Source organism: Conexibacter sp. W3-3-2 (assembly GCF_009707605.1).
Classification (GTDB): Bacteria; Actinomycetota; Thermoleophilia; order Solirubrobacterales; family Solirubrobacteraceae; genus Paraconexibacter; species Paraconexibacter algicola.
Genome location: NZ_WLYW01000001.1, coordinates 2,481,869 through 2,495,875 on the forward strand (window position 1 = coordinate 2,481,869; position 14,007 = coordinate 2,495,875).

18 protein-coding genes are annotated in these 14,007 nt (G+C 74.2%); 13 read left to right on the top strand and 5 right to left on the bottom strand.

Annotation, left to right across the window (positions count from 1 at the left end; all coding sequences use genetic code 11):
• Window positions 1-49 precede the first annotated feature (49 nt).
• Together GKE82_RS12025 and GKE82_RS12030 are read left to right on the top strand one after the other, a co-directional pair.
• Complete coding sequence (locus GKE82_RS12025) at window positions 50-748, top strand: ferritin-like domain-containing protein (protein ID WP_154733448.1); 699 nt, start codon at window positions 50-52, stop codon at window positions 746-748.
• 106 nt (window positions 749-854) lie between these two features.
• Complete coding sequence (locus tag GKE82_RS12030) at window positions 855-1,286, top strand: plastocyanin/azurin family copper-binding protein (protein WP_196189189.1); 432 nt, start codon at window positions 855-857, stop codon at window positions 1,284-1,286.
• On the opposite strand, the gene GKE82_RS12035 is transcribed toward GKE82_RS12030, so the two are convergent.
• Window positions 1,279-2,790 carry a hypothetical protein gene (locus tag GKE82_RS12035; RefSeq protein WP_154733450.1) on the bottom strand — a complete coding sequence of 504 codons (1,512 nt, stop codon included), beginning with the start codon at window positions 2,788-2,790 and terminating at the stop codon, window positions 1,279-1,281. The genes GKE82_RS12030 and GKE82_RS12035 overlap by 8 nt on opposite strands.
• A 198-nt stretch (window positions 2,791-2,988) precedes the next feature.
• Entirely contained in the window at window positions 2,989-3,567 is a 579-nt protein-coding gene (locus GKE82_RS12040) for a TetR/AcrR family transcriptional regulator (RefSeq protein WP_107567139.1), read from the bottom strand.
• Window positions 3,568-3,791: 224 nt separating this feature from the next.
• Between GKE82_RS12040 and GKE82_RS12045 the strand changes: the two genes are divergently transcribed.
• The 6 genes from GKE82_RS12045 (at window position 3,792) to GKE82_RS12070 (ending at window position 7,537) form a co-directional block, all read left to right on the top strand.
• A complete protein-coding gene (locus tag GKE82_RS12045; RefSeq protein ID WP_107567140.1) occupies window positions 3,792-5,090 on the top strand; it encodes a S8 family peptidase in 1,299 nt (432 codons plus the stop codon).
• Window positions 5,091-5,167: 77 nt separating this feature from the next.
• On the top strand, window positions 5,168-5,437 hold the full coding sequence (locus GKE82_RS12050; protein ID WP_107567141.1) for a hypothetical protein: 270 nt from the start codon (window positions 5,168-5,170) through the stop codon (window positions 5,435-5,437).
• Window positions 5,438-5,500: 63 nt separating this feature from the next.
• Window positions 5,501-6,088 carry a dCTP deaminase gene (gene dcd / locus GKE82_RS12055; RefSeq protein ID WP_107567142.1) on the top strand — a complete coding sequence of 196 codons (588 nt, stop codon included), beginning with the start codon at window positions 5,501-5,503 and terminating at the stop codon, window positions 6,086-6,088.
• Between the two features lie 11 nt (window positions 6,089-6,099).
• Complete coding sequence (locus GKE82_RS12060) at window positions 6,100-6,324, top strand: hypothetical protein (RefSeq protein WP_107567143.1); 225 nt, start codon at window positions 6,100-6,102, stop codon at window positions 6,322-6,324.
• On the top strand, window positions 6,321-6,674 hold the full coding sequence (locus GKE82_RS12065; protein WP_107567144.1) for a hypothetical protein: 354 nt from the start codon (window positions 6,321-6,323) through the stop codon (window positions 6,672-6,674). Before GKE82_RS12060 ends, GKE82_RS12065 begins: the two co-directional genes overlap by 4 nt.
• Window positions 6,671-7,537: a bifunctional 2-polyprenyl-6-hydroxyphenol methylase/3-demethylubiquinol 3-O-methyltransferase UbiG gene (locus GKE82_RS12070; protein WP_158276605.1), complete on the top strand. Its 867-nt coding sequence runs from the start codon at window positions 6,671-6,673 to the stop codon at window positions 7,535-7,537. Before GKE82_RS12065 ends, GKE82_RS12070 begins: the two co-directional genes overlap by 4 nt.
• A 75-nt stretch (window positions 7,538-7,612) precedes the next feature.
• Here GKE82_RS12070 and GKE82_RS12075 read toward each other — a convergent pair whose 3' ends face one another.
• Complete coding sequence (locus GKE82_RS12075; protein WP_154733451.1) at window positions 7,613-8,884, bottom strand: hypothetical protein; 1,272 nt, start codon at window positions 8,882-8,884, stop codon at window positions 7,613-7,615.
• Window positions 8,885-8,979: 95 nt separating this feature from the next.
• Window positions 8,980-9,567, bottom strand: a complete 588-nt coding sequence (locus GKE82_RS30755; RefSeq protein ID WP_309233565.1) for an acyltransferase — start codon at window positions 9,565-9,567, stop codon at window positions 8,980-8,982.
• A 109-nt stretch (window positions 9,568-9,676) separates the two neighbouring features.
• On the opposite strand from GKE82_RS30755, the gene GKE82_RS12085 reads away from it, so the two are divergent.
• From GKE82_RS12085 to GKE82_RS12105, 5 genes are all read left to right on the top strand, one after another.
• Entirely contained in the window at window positions 9,677-11,002 is a 1,326-nt protein-coding gene (locus GKE82_RS12085; RefSeq protein ID WP_107567147.1) for a citrate synthase, read from the top strand.
• Window positions 11,003-11,006: 4 nt separating this feature from the next.
• Window positions 11,007-11,459, top strand: a complete 453-nt coding sequence (locus tag GKE82_RS12090; protein WP_107567148.1) for a DUF4334 domain-containing protein — start codon at window positions 11,007-11,009, stop codon at window positions 11,457-11,459.
• 99 nt (window positions 11,460-11,558) lie between these two features.
• Complete coding sequence (locus GKE82_RS12095; RefSeq protein ID WP_154733452.1) at window positions 11,559-12,104, top strand: GNAT family N-acetyltransferase; 546 nt, start codon at window positions 11,559-11,561, stop codon at window positions 12,102-12,104.
• 24 nt (window positions 12,105-12,128) lie between these two features.
• Window positions 12,129-12,470: a hypothetical protein gene (locus GKE82_RS12100; RefSeq protein WP_107567150.1), complete on the top strand. Its 342-nt coding sequence runs from the start codon at window positions 12,129-12,131 to the stop codon at window positions 12,468-12,470.
• A gap of 1 nt (window position 12,471) precedes the next feature.
• Window positions 12,472-12,807, top strand: a complete 336-nt coding sequence (locus GKE82_RS12105; RefSeq protein WP_154733453.1) for a hypothetical protein — start codon at window positions 12,472-12,474, stop codon at window positions 12,805-12,807.
• Window positions 12,808-12,836: 29 nt separating this feature from the next.
• Here the strand turns inward: GKE82_RS12105 and GKE82_RS12110 are convergent, their stop codons facing one another.
• Window positions 12,837-14,003: an ABC transporter ATP-binding protein gene (locus GKE82_RS12110; RefSeq protein ID WP_154733454.1), complete on the bottom strand. Its 1,167-nt coding sequence runs from the start codon at window positions 14,001-14,003 to the stop codon at window positions 12,837-12,839.
• Window positions 14,004-14,007: the final 4 nt, after the last annotated feature.

A 14,007-nucleotide genomic window follows, 5' to 3' on the forward strand; every position in this document is an offset into this window, starting at 1 on the left:
GCACGCCCCTCCGCAGGTTCCACACACCATCAGACCTTCGGAGGGTCCGTTGACCGATCACCTCAAGGCCGTCGACCATCTGGTCGAGGACGCGCCCAACCTCGATCTCCGCAACTGGGACGGCACCAACCGCGCGCAGTTCCTCCGCCGTGCGGGTGGCGGCTTCGCCCTCGTCGCCGGCGGCTCGGTCCTGGCCTCGGCCACGCCGACCTACGCGCAGTCGTCCGGCCCGACCGCCAAGGAGATCCTCGACACGGCGTTCATCGCCGAGAACCTCGCGGTCTTCGTCTACACCGCGGGCGCCGGCCTGAAGTTCGCCAAGAGCAACTCGCGGACCGGCGTGAAGAAGGGCCAGAAGTTCTTCACGGGCCGCAACGCCGTGTACCTGAAGGCCGCGCTCAAGAACGAGCAGGACCACCGCGACTTCCTGGGCAACGCGCTCGGCTCGGCCAAGCCGACCGTCCCGCAGTTCCAGGTGCCCAAGTCGGCCGTCGCCTCGCCGCTGGCCGTCCTGAAGTTCGCGCTCGCGCTCGAGACCGCGTTCGTGTCGACCTACCTCGGCGCGATCAAGTCGGGCGCCCTCGACGCGGCCACCACCCTCGTCGCGGCGCAGGTCGCGGCCAACGAGGCCTCGCACCAGGGCTTCTTCTCCTTCGCCACCGGTGGCAAGGGCGTCACGAAGTCGCTGCCGGACACGGTCACGCTGGCGCAGGCCACCACGGCGCTCTCGCCGTACTTCAAGTCGTAGCACCGCAGTACCGGAACGGAACGGAACGGCGAGGCCGTCGCGCCCTGGGCGCGACGGCCTCCGTCGTTCCGTGATCCGGTGCGCCGTCGCGCACGCAGGGATGGACATGACCCGTCACGCACGTCACGCCCTCATCGCCGGCGCCGCGGCCGCCGCGCTCGTCCCGGCCGCCCTCGCGTCCGCGCAGGACGGACCGCCCACCCCGACCGCGTCGGCCGCCGCGACGAAGACGGTGACCATGCAGGGCGTCGCCTTCTCCCCGAAGACCGTGCGCATCTCCAAGGGCGGCAAGGTCCGCTTCCGCTGGGCGGACAACGGGATCGTCCACAACGTCACCCCGGTCGGCAGCAAGCGCTTCAAGCTCGTCGTCAACGGCAGGTCGCGCGCGACCGCGTCCAACCGCACCAAGGGCACCGCGACGACCGCGGCCATCACGAAGGCCGGCACCTACACCTACATCTGCACGATCCACGCCCAGTCCGAGCCCGACGGCTCGTTCGCGCCGGGCAGCATGGTCGGGCGGATCATCGTCAAGTAGCGACCCGCAGGCGCAGCCGCAGCGTCCGCTTGCTGCGCTGCCCGTCGGGCGCGGAGACCGCGACGGTGACCGACATCGTCGCGGTGCGCGCCCGCCGGATCCCCTGCCGCTGCGCCTTCGTCAGGCGGACCGCGACGACGCGCTGGCGTCCCGCCTGCAGCGAGAAGGTCGCCCGGCGCAGCGCGTAGGAGGTCAGGCGGCGCCCGGTGCGGCCCGTCCGCAGCACGCGCGCGCTGATCCCGGCGTCGCAGGCGACCTCGGGGCAGGCGAGCACCATCAGCGAGACGACGTCCCGGTTCGGGACCGTGATCGTGCCGGCGCCGCTGCGCGCGGCCCGGTCGACGTAGCCGACCCCGGGCGTGAGCGTCGGGGTGAGGCGGAAGACCTTGCGCCCGATCGCCTTGCGCGCGGCGGCCAGCAGCTCCGCGCCGGTCGGGACGGCCGTGGGCGTCGCGGCCGGGGTCGGGGTCGCGGCCGGGGTCGGCGTCGCGGCCGGCGGGGCGGGCTGGACGGCGGACGGCGCGGTGACGGTCACCGGCGCGGCGACCGCCTGCCCGTCGAGCGTCGCGGTGACCGTCGCGGTCCCCGGCTGCTCGCCGGAGACGAGCGCCGCGGCGGCCGCCCCCGCGCTGGTCGCCGCGGACGAGGGGGTGACCGTCCCGAGATCGGTCGTGAAGGCGATCGGGGTGCCGTCGGGGAACGCGGCCCCGAGGGCCGTGCCGCCCGCGTCGCGGACGACGTCGGCGGTGAGCGCCGCGCGGGCGCCGCCGGTGGCGATCGCTCCCGGGCCGGCGGCGAGCCGCAGGACCAGCGGCGAGGCCGCGTCGACCGACGGGTCGACCGTGCTGCAACCCGGGCTGCCCGGGCCGCCGTTGCAGCCCCACCAGACGCCGCGCGCGTCGACCGGCACGTCGGCGACCACCGCGGTGCCCGCGGTGCCGACGATGCGGTCGGCGCGCAGGGTCACGGTCGGTCGCGGGGCGCCGGTCGCGGTGTCGCGCACCTCGATCGCGCGTCCGCCGCCGGTGATCGCGGTGCCGGAGACCACGGCCTGGGTCGCCGCCGGACCGACGCCGGCCTCGGCGTCGAGCACCTGGATCCCGGCCCCGTTGTCGGCGAGACGGCCGTCGAGGACGTCGAGGCGGTCGGCTCCGGCCGCGCGGACGCCCACGGCGTGCCCGCTGACGGCGACGCCGACGAGCGCCGCGGAGGCGCCGACCACGCGCACACCGGCGTCCGTGACCGCCAGCGGATCGGCGGGCGGCGGGCACGCGGGTCCGCAGCTGCCGGTGACCGACACGCCGCGCAGCGTGGCGACCGCTCCGCCGTCGACGCGCACGCCGGTGGCGGCGCCGCTCGCGACCGCGACGCGGTCGAGCGTGACGTCGGCGCCGCTCACCCGCACCACCGGGGAGCCACCGGAGAGGGTGGCACCCGCCCCGGTGAGCGTGAGGTCCTTGCTGACGAGCACCGGGCCGGCGTGCTGGCCGGGGAGCAGCGTCACGGTGTCGCCCGGCGCGGAGGCGTCGACGGCCGCCTGGACGCTGTCGCCGGGGGGTGACGTCGCGGTTGGCCGCAGCCGCCGTCGCGGGGACGGCGGCACAGGTCAGCAGGGCGAGGAGGGCGGGAAGCGCACGCATCGCCGCGGATGATGGCGGAGCACGGTGCCCGGGGGCGCCGTGTCCCGCGGGACGGCGTCGGGCTAGACGCCCCGCATGATCGACATGACGATCCGCGCGGCCTTCTTCTGGCCGACGGTGCCGGCCGCGATCTCGGGCAGCATGCCGAAGACGAGGCCGCCGAACGCGGCGACGTGCATCGCGCCGGTGATGTCCTTGCGGAGCTCGCCGGCCTTCTGCGCGCGCTTGATCACGACCGCGATCGGGGCGTGGACGTCGGCGCGCTCGTCGTCGATGCCCGGGCCGAGCATCGTCGTGAAGCGGTAGATCCGGTACCGGTCGCCGACGTCGAAGAGCGCGAGCGCGATCTTCTCGAGCGCCGCCATCGGGGCGAGCGACTCGTCGGCGGCGAGCCGCTCGACCTCGACCTGGGTCTCGCGGAAGGCCTGGATGCGGACGGCGTGGATCAGCTCGTCGCGCGAGGCGAAGTGGCGGTGGACGGTCGCGCGGTGCAGGCCGCAGGCGACGGCGACGTCCTGCACCGAGGCCGACGGGTTCTCCGCGAGGACGCGGCTGGCGGCGTCGACGATGGCGCTGGCGTTGCGCACGGCGTCGGCACGGCGACCACGGCTGACGGCGGTGGCGCTGGCGATCTCGGACATCTGGTTGCTGACCTCGTTGCTCGAAGAAGTTGGGGAACGGTTGGAACCGCGACAAGGATACGCGTTCCAGGGGGTCGCGGACCACCCCGAAGAAGTGGGGATCTGCGTCCTACGTCACATGTCCATCCCACGGACGGGACGCTGGAGGGCCCGCGGCGCCCCCGCCGATCCCCGGAGCACGGCGACCACGGACGGTCGCCCATCGAACGCCAAGGAGGCACCCGATGCTCCGCCGCTCCCGCGTCGGTGCGCCGCTGCGCACCGTCCTGCACGTCCTCGTCACGCTCGTCGTCTGCGCGCTCGCCGCGACCCCGGCCCTCGCGGTCCGGCCCGACGACCCGCGCCTGGCCGACGTCTGGGCCTTCGACGGCGACGCGCCGATGGGCATCGACAGCGCCTGGGACCAGACCGTCGGCGGCGACGTGGTGGTGGCGATCCTCGACACCGGCATCGACCTCACGCACCCCGATCTGCGCGACAACCTCTGGACGAACCCCGGCGAGATCCCCGGCAACGGCCGCGACGACGACGGCAACGGCTACGTCGACGACGTCCACGGCGCCGACGTCGTGAGCGGGGACGGCGTCCCGCAGGACGACAACGGGCACGGGACACATGTCGCGGGCATCATCGCCGCGCGCGGCGGCAACGGGATCGGCACCGCCGGGGTCGCGTGGCGGGCGCGGATCATGCCCGTGAAGGTCCTCGACGGCGGTGCGGGCGGCGACACCGGCGGGGTCGCACGCGGCGTCGACTACGCGATCTCCAAGGGCGCGCGCATCATCAACCTCAGCCTCGCGGGCAACCAGCGCAGCCCGGTGCTCGACGACGCGCTGCAGCGCGCGCAGGACGCCGGGATCCTCGTGGTCGCGGCGGCCGGCAACCAGCACCGCGACCTGGCGATCCTGCCCTCCTGGCCCGCGGCCTCGCCGCTGGACAACGTCGTGTCGGTCGCGGCGACGACGGTCGAGGGACTGCTCGCGTCGATCTCGAGCTTCGGCTCGCCGGTCGACCTCGCCGCCCCCGGCGACCTCATCCTCTCCACGGCGCTGGGCGGCGACTACGAGTGGCGCACCGGCACCTCGATGGCCTCGCCGATGGTCGCGGGCGTCGCGACGCTCGTCGCCAGCGTCGCCCCGACGGCCGACTGGCGCACCCTGCGCGACGCGGTCGTCGGCGGCGCGCGGCGCACCGTCCTGCCGATCGGGGGCGGCACGCTCGACGCCGCCGGCGCGCTGCGGCGCGTGATCCCGGCCGACCGCTGGCGGGCCCCCGGGGCCGCGGCGCCGGCGCCGACCACGACCGGCGCGCGGACGACGCCGACCGCGACCGCCTCCGCGACGCAGGAGCGCGACCGGCAGGCCAAGGCGCTCGCCGCCGCGACCGCCGACGCGAAGGCCGAGGCGACCCACGAGCTGCGCCGCTCGCGGCTGCAGGCGCGCAGCGCGCGCCTGGCCCGCTCCTCGCGCGGCGCGCGGTCGCGGGCGCTGCTGCCCGGGGTCGTGCCGGTGCGCGCCGCCTGACCGGCGCGCGCCGTCGCCCCGCCCCCGGCGCGCCCGGTTTCCCCATCGATCGAGGGCACCCGGGTACCCTCGGACACGTGGGCTGGACGTTCTTCTTCCTCATGGTCGTGCTGAAGCTCCCGATCGCCGCGCTCTTCTGGATCGTCTGGCGGGCGATCAAGGACGTCGACGAGCCGGCCCCGGCGGACGGCGAGGACGGCGGCACGAAGACGCCCCCGCTGCCCGAGGGCCCCTCCTCCCGCCCGCGCCCGCCGCGCCGCGGTCCGCACGGCGACCCGCCGCTGCCCTCGCCCCCGCGCACCCGGACGCCCGCGGTCGCGCGGCGCCGTGTCGGCGGCCGCGGCTGAGCCCCGCAAACTGCGGACGTTTCGACGCCGCCCCGGTCCGCCCGGGGTGCGACACTTCAGCCGATGACCGCCTCCGTGCTCTCCGACGGGACGATCCGGCGCCTCGTGGACGAGGGCCACGTGCGCATCGACCCCTGGGACCCGACGATGGTGCAGCCCGCCAGCGTCGACCTGAAGCTCGGGAACACCTTCCGCGTCTTCCACAACTTCCGGGTCGCGGCGATCGACCTCGCGGAGCCGCCGACGAACCTCACCGAGCTCGTCACCTGCGAGGAGGGCGAGTCGTTCGTCATCCACCCGGGCGAGTTCGTCCTCGGCCGCACCGAGGAGTGGGTCGAGCTGCCCGCCGACCTCGTCGCCCGGATCGAGGGCAAGAGCTCGCTCGGCCGCCTCGGCCTTATCGTGCACGCGACCGCCGGGTTCGTCGATCCGGGCTGGAAGGGCACGCTGACGCTCGAGATCACGAACCTCACGCGGGTGCCGATCGTCCTGTGGCCGGGCAAGCCGATCGCGCAGCTGTCGTTCATGACGCTCGACCGGCCCGCCGAGCGCCCGTACGGCCACCCCGAGCTCGGCAGCCACTACCACGGCCAGGTCGACGCGACGGAGTCCCGCTACGAAGGCGGCCCCGCGCAGTCCTCGGTGGGTTAGGCTCGCCGCCCATGCACGCACTGCTCACCATCGCCACCACCGAGGGAGCAGAGGAGACGTCCAAGACGCTCTTCTACGTCCTGGGATCCGCCCTCGCCGTCTTCGCGGTGCTCCTCTCCGGTCTCGGCATGTCCCGTCCCGACTTCCCGGGCACCGACGGCGCCGCCCGCGCCACGATCGGCACGGCCGTCGTGCTCGTGGTCGCCGCGATGGCGGCCGTGATCATCACCGCGTGACCGGGCGCGACGACGGCCCGGCGATCAGCTTCAAGGTGCTCCGCCGGGGCACCGTCGTCCGCACGTCCGACGGCGTCGAGATCGGCAAGGTCCGCCGCGTCCTGGAGCTCGACCGCGAGAACCTGTTCGACGGGATCGAGGTCGACACCGCGGACCGCCGGATCTTCGTCGACGCGCCCGAGGTCGACCACATCGCCGAGCGCGCGGTGACGCTGTCGATCGACGCGGCGGAGGTCGCGGCGCTCCCGGACGCGCAGTCGCGCCTCAAGGCGCGCGTGGAGATGGCACCATCGGTCCGCCGCGCAAAGCGGTTCGGCCGCAAGATGAAGGATCGATGGGAGAAGCGATGAGCACCACCAACGGCACCACCGCGGCAGCGGCCCAGGCGACGCTCGCCGAGCGGGCCGCCGCCCTCAGCTGGTACCACACGCTGGATCTCCCGGGTGGGATCGAGACCGCCGGGCACTTCGACACGCGGCCGACGGTCGCGAAGGTCCCCCTCCCCGCCCGCCTGGACGGCAAGCGCTGTCTGGACGTCGGCACCTGGGACGGGTTCTGGGCGTTCGAGATGGAGCGCCGCGGCGCGGCGTCGGTGACGGCGATCGACCTCGACGACCCGTCGCGCTGGGACTGGCCGCCGGAGGCGCGCCTGCGCCTGGACCGGGACGCCGACCGGCTCGCCTACCTCGAGCAGTACAAGAAGGACGCGGCCGGGTTCCGGCTGGCGAAGGAGGCGCTGGACTCGAAGGTCGAGCGGATCGACTGCTCGGTCTACGACCTCGACCCCGCCGTCCACGGCACCTTCGACGTCGTCTTCCTCGGCTCGCTGCTGCTGCACCTGCGCGACCCGGTCAGCGCGCTCAGCGCCCTGCGCAGCGTCTGCTCCGGCGAGGCGATCATCGCGGACACGATCGAGCTGCTCCCGTCGCTGCTGCGCCCGCGCACGCCCAGCGCCCGGCTCGAGGGCCTGGACCAGTCGTGGTGGTGGCAGCCCAACGCGGCCGCGTTCCGCCGCATGGTGCGCTCGGCCGGGTTCGACATCGTCGAGCAGACCGGCATCTACTTCCTGCCGATCGGCGCCTCGCACCCCAAGCCGCCCGTCCTGTCGCGCGCGACCTGGCGCGAGCTGCTCACGGCCGGCGGCCGCGAGAAGGTGGTCATCCGCCTGAAGGGCATCCCGCACACCGCGGTGCGGGCGACGCCGCAGCGGTAGCGCCCGGGCCCGCCCGGTGACGGGCGGGGCCGCTCGTGGCCGCCCGGCGCCGGAGCGCCGGGCGACGCGCACCGGCTAGTAGCCGCGCCGCTGGATGCGCTCCTCGCGCTCCTTCTTGCGGCGCTCCTCGCGCTCCTTCTTCTCGGCCTCCTTGGCGGCGGCCGCGTCGACGATCTGCAGGCCGGCGAACGGGGAGTTCGACGGCTTCTCGTCGGCGAACGTGTAGGTCTCGGGCTCGGCGTTGTCGTCGCGGCGCGGACGGCGCGGACGGTCGAAGCCGTCGCCACGACCGCCGCGGTCGCCACCGGGACGGCCGCCGCCGCGGCCACCGCGGTCGCCGCCGGGCCCGCCGCGGCGCGGACCGCCGCGACCGCCGCGCCCCTGAGGCGCGGGCTGCAGGGCGGCGACCTCCGCGGCCTCCTCCTTGGAGAGGAGCGCGAAGCAGACGTCGAGGTTCTCGGCCGTGGCGAGCACCTGATAGGCGAGCGCCCGATCCAGGGCGCGGTGCGCGAGCGCACCGCCGCCGCGACGGCGCAGCTCCTTGCGCCAGTCCTCGGCCTCGCGGAGCATCTTCGCGAACGTGTCGCGCTCCTTCTGGTGCAGCGCGGTGACCGCGTCGCGGCAGGCGCGGCGGCCGCCGAACTGCTCGAGCAGCGTGCGGCCGGCGTCGCGCAGGTCGTCGAACGGCAGCGGGCCCTCGATCGGCTTCATGGGCGGGCGCTTCGGGCGCGGCCGCTTGCCACCGCCGGGCTGGCCGGGCTGCCCGGGCTGGCCCGGCTTGCGGGCGGCCTTGGCGGCCTTCTTGCCGGCGCCGCGCAGGCGCGGCTGCTCGCCGGGCCGCGCGACGGCGATCGGCCGCGTCGGGATCGACGGGTCGACCGACGAGGAGATCGCCTGGATCTCGGCGACGGACTGCCCGCGCTGCTCGCCGGCTGCGGGGGCGTCACCGGCGGGGGCGTCGCCCTCCGCCGCCGGGGCGGCCTGCTCGGGCGCGGGCGCCGGCTCCGGGGTCGGCTCGGGAGCCGGGGTGGGCTCGGGAGCGGGGGCGGGCTCGGGGGCCGGGGTGGGCTCCGGCACCGGGGCGGGGTCGGGCGTCGGCACCTCGGCCGGGGCGGGCTCCGGCACGCTCGGCACCGGCTCCGCGGGCGTCGCGGGCTCCGCGGGCGTGGCCGGGACGGGCGTCTCGGGGACCACCGGGGTCGGCGCCTCCGCGGGCGGCGCCGGCTCGGCCGGCTGCGGCACCTCGGCGGCGGGCGGCTGCGGCGCGGCGGCCGCGTCCGCCGACGGCGTCTCGCCGGCCGGCTCGTCGGGGGCGGGCGGGGTGGTCTGGGGATCCTCGACGCTCATGACGGCTCCGATGATCGCGGGTTCGCGCGCGCGGCGTCGAGCGACCGCCGATGCGCGACGTCCGCGCGCGCCCGCGCGACGTGGCGCGGGCGTCCTCAGACGGGCCGCGCCGGGCTGCCGCCGACGTGCGCGCCCGGCGGCACGTCCTTCGTCACCACCGAGCCCGGACGCACCACCGCGCCCGCCCCGATCGTCACGCCCGGGTTGACGATCACGCCGGTGCCGAGCGTCGCGCCGTCCTCGATCCGCACGGGCCGCGGCGCGGCCATCGGCTGCTGCGCGACCGGCGTGTCCGGGTCCCGGTAGTCGTGGTAGGTGTCGCCGATGAGGATCCGGTCGCCGCCGAGCACGTCGGCGCCGATCGTCACCTCCCCCAGGCAGGCGATCGTGAGGTCGCGCCCGAAGCGCGTGCGGTCCCCGATCGTCAGCCGCGGGTCGAACGCCTGCCGGGGCACCGCATCGCCCTGGGTGACCTGGACCGAGCGGTCCTGCGTCAGCGCGAACCACGTGTAGTCGCCCAGGTGCACGTCGGTCCCGATGAACACGCACTCCGGCTGCGTGACCGTGCGCGGCCAGCCGATCGTCGACCCGGCGCCGAACGCGCCGAACGGCGGGATCCGCCGGCGCCGCCGCCAGCGCTGCCGCCACGACAGGCCGCGGTCGCGCGCCGCGTGGTCGATCACCCCGCGCCGATCCGTAGAAGAGGGAGATTGAGCCGCCATCGCGCGGGAAGGCTATCCACGCCGACTAGTATGCGGCTGACCCCGAGAGAGACCCCGAAGGAGCACGTCAGTGAGCACCGAGACCCAGCAGGACGGCGCCGGCGTAGGCACCGGCCAGAACACGCTGAGCATCACGGACAACCGGACCGGCAAGACGTACGAGATCGAGATCACCGACGACACGGTCCGCGCGATCGACCTTCGGCAGATCAAGGTCAACGACGACGACTTCGGCATGATGACCTACGACCCGGCGTTCATGAACACCGCGTCGTGCCGGTCGTCGATCACCTACATCGACGGCGACAAGGGCATCCTCGAGTACCGCGGGTACCCGATCGAGCAGCTGGCGGAGAAGTCGACCTACCTCGAGGTCGCCTACCTGCTCATCCACGGCGAGCTGCCGAACCAGAAGCAGCTCGACGAGTGGACCTACCAGATCACGACGCACACGTTCGTCCACGAGAACCTCAAGCAGTTCTGCGAGGGCTTCCGCTACGACGCGCACCCGATGGGGATGCTGCTGGCGACGACCGGCGCGCTGTCGACGTTCTACCCGGACGCCAACAAGATCGACGACCCGGAGATCCGCTACAGCCACGTCGTCCGGCTGATCGCGAAGATGCCGACGCTCGCCGCGTTCGCCTACCGCCACGCGCGCGGCATGCCGTACGTCTACCCCGACAACGACCTGAACTACCCGGGCAACTTCCTCGGGATGCTGTTCAAGATGACCGAGCTGAAGTACCAGCCCGATCCGCGGATCGAGCGCGCGCTCGACATCCTCTTCATCCTGCACGCCGACCACGAGCAGAACTGCTCGACCAGCGCCGTCCGCGCGGTCGGCTCCTCGCAGGTCGACCCGTACTCGGCCGTCGCGGCCGGCGTCGCGGCGCTGTACGGCCCGCTGCACGGCGGCGCCAACGAGGCGGTGCTGCGGATGCTGCGCCGCATCGGCACGCTCGAGAACGTCCCGGCGTTCGTCGAGGGCGTCAAGAACGGCAACGAGCGCCTGATGGGCTTCGGCCACCGCGTCTACAAGAACTACGACCCGCGCGCCAAGATCATCAAGAAGGCGTGCGAGGACGTGTTCGAGGTCACGGGCACGAGCCCGCTCCTGGACATCGCGGTCGAGCTCGAGAAGATCGCGCTGGAGGACGAGTACTTCGTCTCCCGCAAGCTCTACCCGAACGTCGACTTCTACTCGGGCCTCATCTACGAGGCGCTCGGGATGCCGGTCGACATGTTCCCCGTGCTGTTCGCCATCCCGCGGACCAGCGGCTGGATCGCCCAGTGGCTGGAGATGACGCAGGACAAGGAGCAGAAGATCGCCCGCCCGCGGCAGATCTACACCGGCGGCCGCACGCTCGACTACGTGCCGATCGGCGACCGCTAGGCCGATGGCCCCCTCCGCCGCCCACGCCGACCGGTTCCGGGAGCTCGCCGCCGGCGGGACCCCCGTGCCGGTCGCGGACGCCCACGCCCTCTTCGACGCGCTCGACGCCGTCGACTGCGAGGAGATGCTGGGCGAGTGGGACGGCGGCGTGATCGTGACCGGCCACCCGGGCGAGCAGCAGCTCGGCGCGCTCGGGTGGGCCGGCAAGTCGTTCCGGGGTCGCGACGACGTCGACCCGATCGTCTGCCGGACCGCCGACGGCGGCCGGGAGGCGAACCCGATCCTCGGCGCGGCGACCTTGCGCGCGGTCGAGCACCGCGGCGTCGTCACCGCGACGATGGTCTACGACAAGCACCCGGTGTTCGACCACTTCCGCCGGGTGGACGAGCGGACCGTCCTCGGGCTGATGGACCGCAAGGGCGACGCGCCGCTCTTCTTCTGGCTCACGCGCGCCTGAAGCTGACGCCGGCGTCAGTCGGTGACCGCACGCACACACGTTCGCTCCGATCGGCGTACCGTTGAGTACGTGTTCGCGCAACTTCTTGGATATCGCTTCATGTCGCTCCGCGACGGTCGGCGCGTCCTCGTGCGGCCGGTCAGCCCCGACGACAAGGCCCTGATCGCCTGGGGCGTCTCGCAGCTGTCCCGCGAGTCGTCGTACCTGCGGTTCTTCTCCACCCGCAACAAGCTCTCCGCCGGGGAGCTGCGCTACCTCACCGAGGTCGACCACGTCGACCACGAGGCGCTCGTGGCCGTCCTCGCCGACGACCCGTCGAAGCTCGTCGGGGTCGCGCGGTTCGTCCGCCAGACCGACGACCCGGAGGCGGCCGAGGTCGCCATGACGATCGGCGACCCGTTCCAGGGCCAGGGCGTCGGCCGCGAGCTGCTCGAGCTCCTGATGGAGGCCGGGCGCGAGCGCGGCATCCGCCGCTTCGTGGCGATCATGCTCGCCGAGAACACCGGGGCGCAGCGCCTCTTCGGCAACGCCGGGCCGGTGCTCGAGATCCGCCGCGACGGCGGCGAGGTCCGCCTCGTGTTCGACCTCGGCACCGAGCGCACCCGCCCGCGCGCCGAGATCCCCGAGCTGCTCGCCGCCGCCTGAGCGGCCGCTAGGGTCGGCGTCCCCATGGATGCCCACCTGAAGCTGCTGGCCGAGGCCGGCCTGAAGATCGGCGAGGCGGAGGAGGCCCTCGACGAGGGCGTCTTCACCCACGCGCGCGACCTGCTCGACGAGGCCGAGGCGGCGCTCGCCGCCCTGCGCGCGGCGTGGCCGGACATGAGCGCGGCCGAGCGCCGGATCATCGGCGCGTCGGCCAAGCCCGTCGCCGACCGGGCCGCGGCAGCCGCCGCCCGGATCCCCCGGCGCCGGGCCCTGTCGGAGGGTGCGCCCGAGGTCGACCCCGACGAGGACGTCGAGCCCGGCGCGGCGCCCGTCGTCACCGACCAGCGGACCGACGGCGCCGGCTGACATGGCGCTGACCGTCGTCGTCCGCGTGCGCGGGAAGGTGCACAAGCACCCCTGCCCAGACCTCGACGAGGCGCTCGCGGTCCTCGAACGCGAGCTGCGCGCCACCGCCACCGCCGTCGGGCGCACTGGCGACACGACCGTGCTCGGCCGCGACTACGGGCCCGAGGCCCAGGTCGTCGTGCGCGGCGAGCTGCGCGGCGGTCCGCGCCACGCCGGCATCGACGTGCGCGGGGACGGCTCGGCGCAGGCCTGGACCGGCCGGGTGCGCAAGCAGCCCGTCGCGCCGCAGGGCCGCGAGGACGCCTACCGGGCGCTGCGTCGCGCGCTCGGCGCCTAGACGGCCGGGACGCCCGCCGTCCGGGACGATCAGCCCGTGATGCGCCGCCCCGTGTCCGGGTCGAACAGGTGCAGGCGCTCGACGTCCAGCCACAGCTCCAGCGGCCGTCCTTCGCGCGCCTCGGACTCGGGCGCCAGGCGCGCCGTGACCCGGCCCGTGTCGGCGGCCGACGGGATCTCGCCGAGGCCCGCGTCCGCCGCGACGTCGGCGAGCTCCTCGTTCTCCGCCCGGCCGCTCTCGTGGGTGAAGTACGCGTAGAGCTCCGAGCCCATCGACTCGACGAGCTCGATCGTCTCGGTGAACGTGAACGCGGCGCCCTCGTGATGCTCGCCGACGAGCGCCGCGTCCTCGAACGACTCCGGCCGGATCCCGACCAGGACGTGCCGGTCGCCGACGCCGCGCAGACGGTCCGGGAGCGGCACCTCCCCGAACGGCAGCGCCACGCGACCGTCCGTCACGTCCGCGGCGAAGAAGTTCATCGCCGGTGAGCCGATGAAGCCCGCCACGAACAGGTTCGCGGGCTCGTTGTAGAGCACCCGCGGCGCGTCCACCTGCTGGATCACGCCGGCGCGCATCACCGCGACGCGATCGCCCAGCGTCATCGCCTCGACCTGGTCGTGCGTGACGTACACCGTCGTGGTGCCCAGGCGCGCCTGGATCCGCGAGACCTCCGTGCGCATCTGCACCCGCAGCTTCGCGTCCAGGTTCGAGAGCGGCTCGTCCATCAGGAACGCCTTCGGCTCCCGGACGATCGCGCGACCCATCGCGACGCGCTGGCGCTGACCGCCGCTGAGCTGGGACGGCTTGCGGTCCAGGTGCGCGTCGAGGTCGAGGACCTTCGCGGCCTCGGTGACCTTCGCGTCGATCTCCTCCTTCGCCACCCCGGCGAGCTTCAGCGCGAACCCCATGTTGTCCCGCACCGTCATGTGCGGGTACAGCGCGTAGTTCTGGAAGACCATCGCGATGTCGCGGTCCTTCGGCGCCCGGCCGTTGACGACCTCGTCGCCGATCCGCAGCTCGCCGCTGGTGATGTCCTCGAGTCCCGCGATCATCCGCAGCGCCGTGGACTTGCCGCAGCCCGAGGGCCCGACGAGGATCACGAACTCCCCGTCGGCGATCTCCAGCGAGACCTCCTTGACGGCCTCGTAGCCGTCGTCGTAGACCTTGCTGACGCGGTCGAGCGTGATGCCGGCCATGTGT

Coding starts and splice junctions, on each gene's coding strand:
- GKE82_RS12105 (WP_154733453.1), top strand. CDS start 12,472: ATGGCGCTGACCGTCGTCGTCCGCGTGCGCGGGAAGGTGCACAAGCAC.
- GKE82_RS12060 (WP_107567143.1), top strand. CDS start 6,100: ATGCACGCACTGCTCACCATCGCCACCACCGAGGGAGCAGAGGAGACG.
- GKE82_RS12045 (WP_107567140.1), top strand. CDS start 3,792: ATGCTCCGCCGCTCCCGCGTCGGTGCGCCGCTGCGCACCGTCCTGCAC.
- GKE82_RS12090 (WP_107567148.1), top strand. CDS start 11,007: ATGGCCCCCTCCGCCGCCCACGCCGACCGGTTCCGGGAGCTCGCCGCC.
- GKE82_RS12070 (WP_158276605.1), top strand. CDS start 6,671: ATGAGCACCACCAACGGCACCACCGCGGCAGCGGCCCAGGCGACGCTC.
- GKE82_RS12040 (WP_107567139.1), bottom strand. CDS start 3,567: ATGTCCGAGATCGCCAGCGCCACCGCCGTCAGCCGTGGTCGCCGTGCC.
- dcd (WP_107567142.1), top strand. CDS start 5,501: ATGACCGCCTCCGTGCTCTCCGACGGGACGATCCGGCGCCTCGTGGAC.
- GKE82_RS12100 (WP_107567150.1), top strand. CDS start 12,129: ATGGATGCCCACCTGAAGCTGCTGGCCGAGGCCGGCCTGAAGATCGGC.
- GKE82_RS12075 (WP_154733451.1), bottom strand. CDS start 8,884: ATGAGCGTCGAGGATCCCCAGACCACCCCGCCCGCCCCCGACGAGCCG.
- GKE82_RS12110 (WP_154733454.1), bottom strand. CDS start 14,003: ATGGCCGGCATCACGCTCGACCGCGTCAGCAAGGTCTACGACGACGGC.
- GKE82_RS12095 (WP_154733452.1), top strand. CDS start 11,559: ATGTCGCTCCGCGACGGTCGGCGCGTCCTCGTGCGGCCGGTCAGCCCC.
- GKE82_RS12030 (WP_196189189.1), top strand. CDS start 855: ATGACCCGTCACGCACGTCACGCCCTCATCGCCGGCGCCGCGGCCGCC.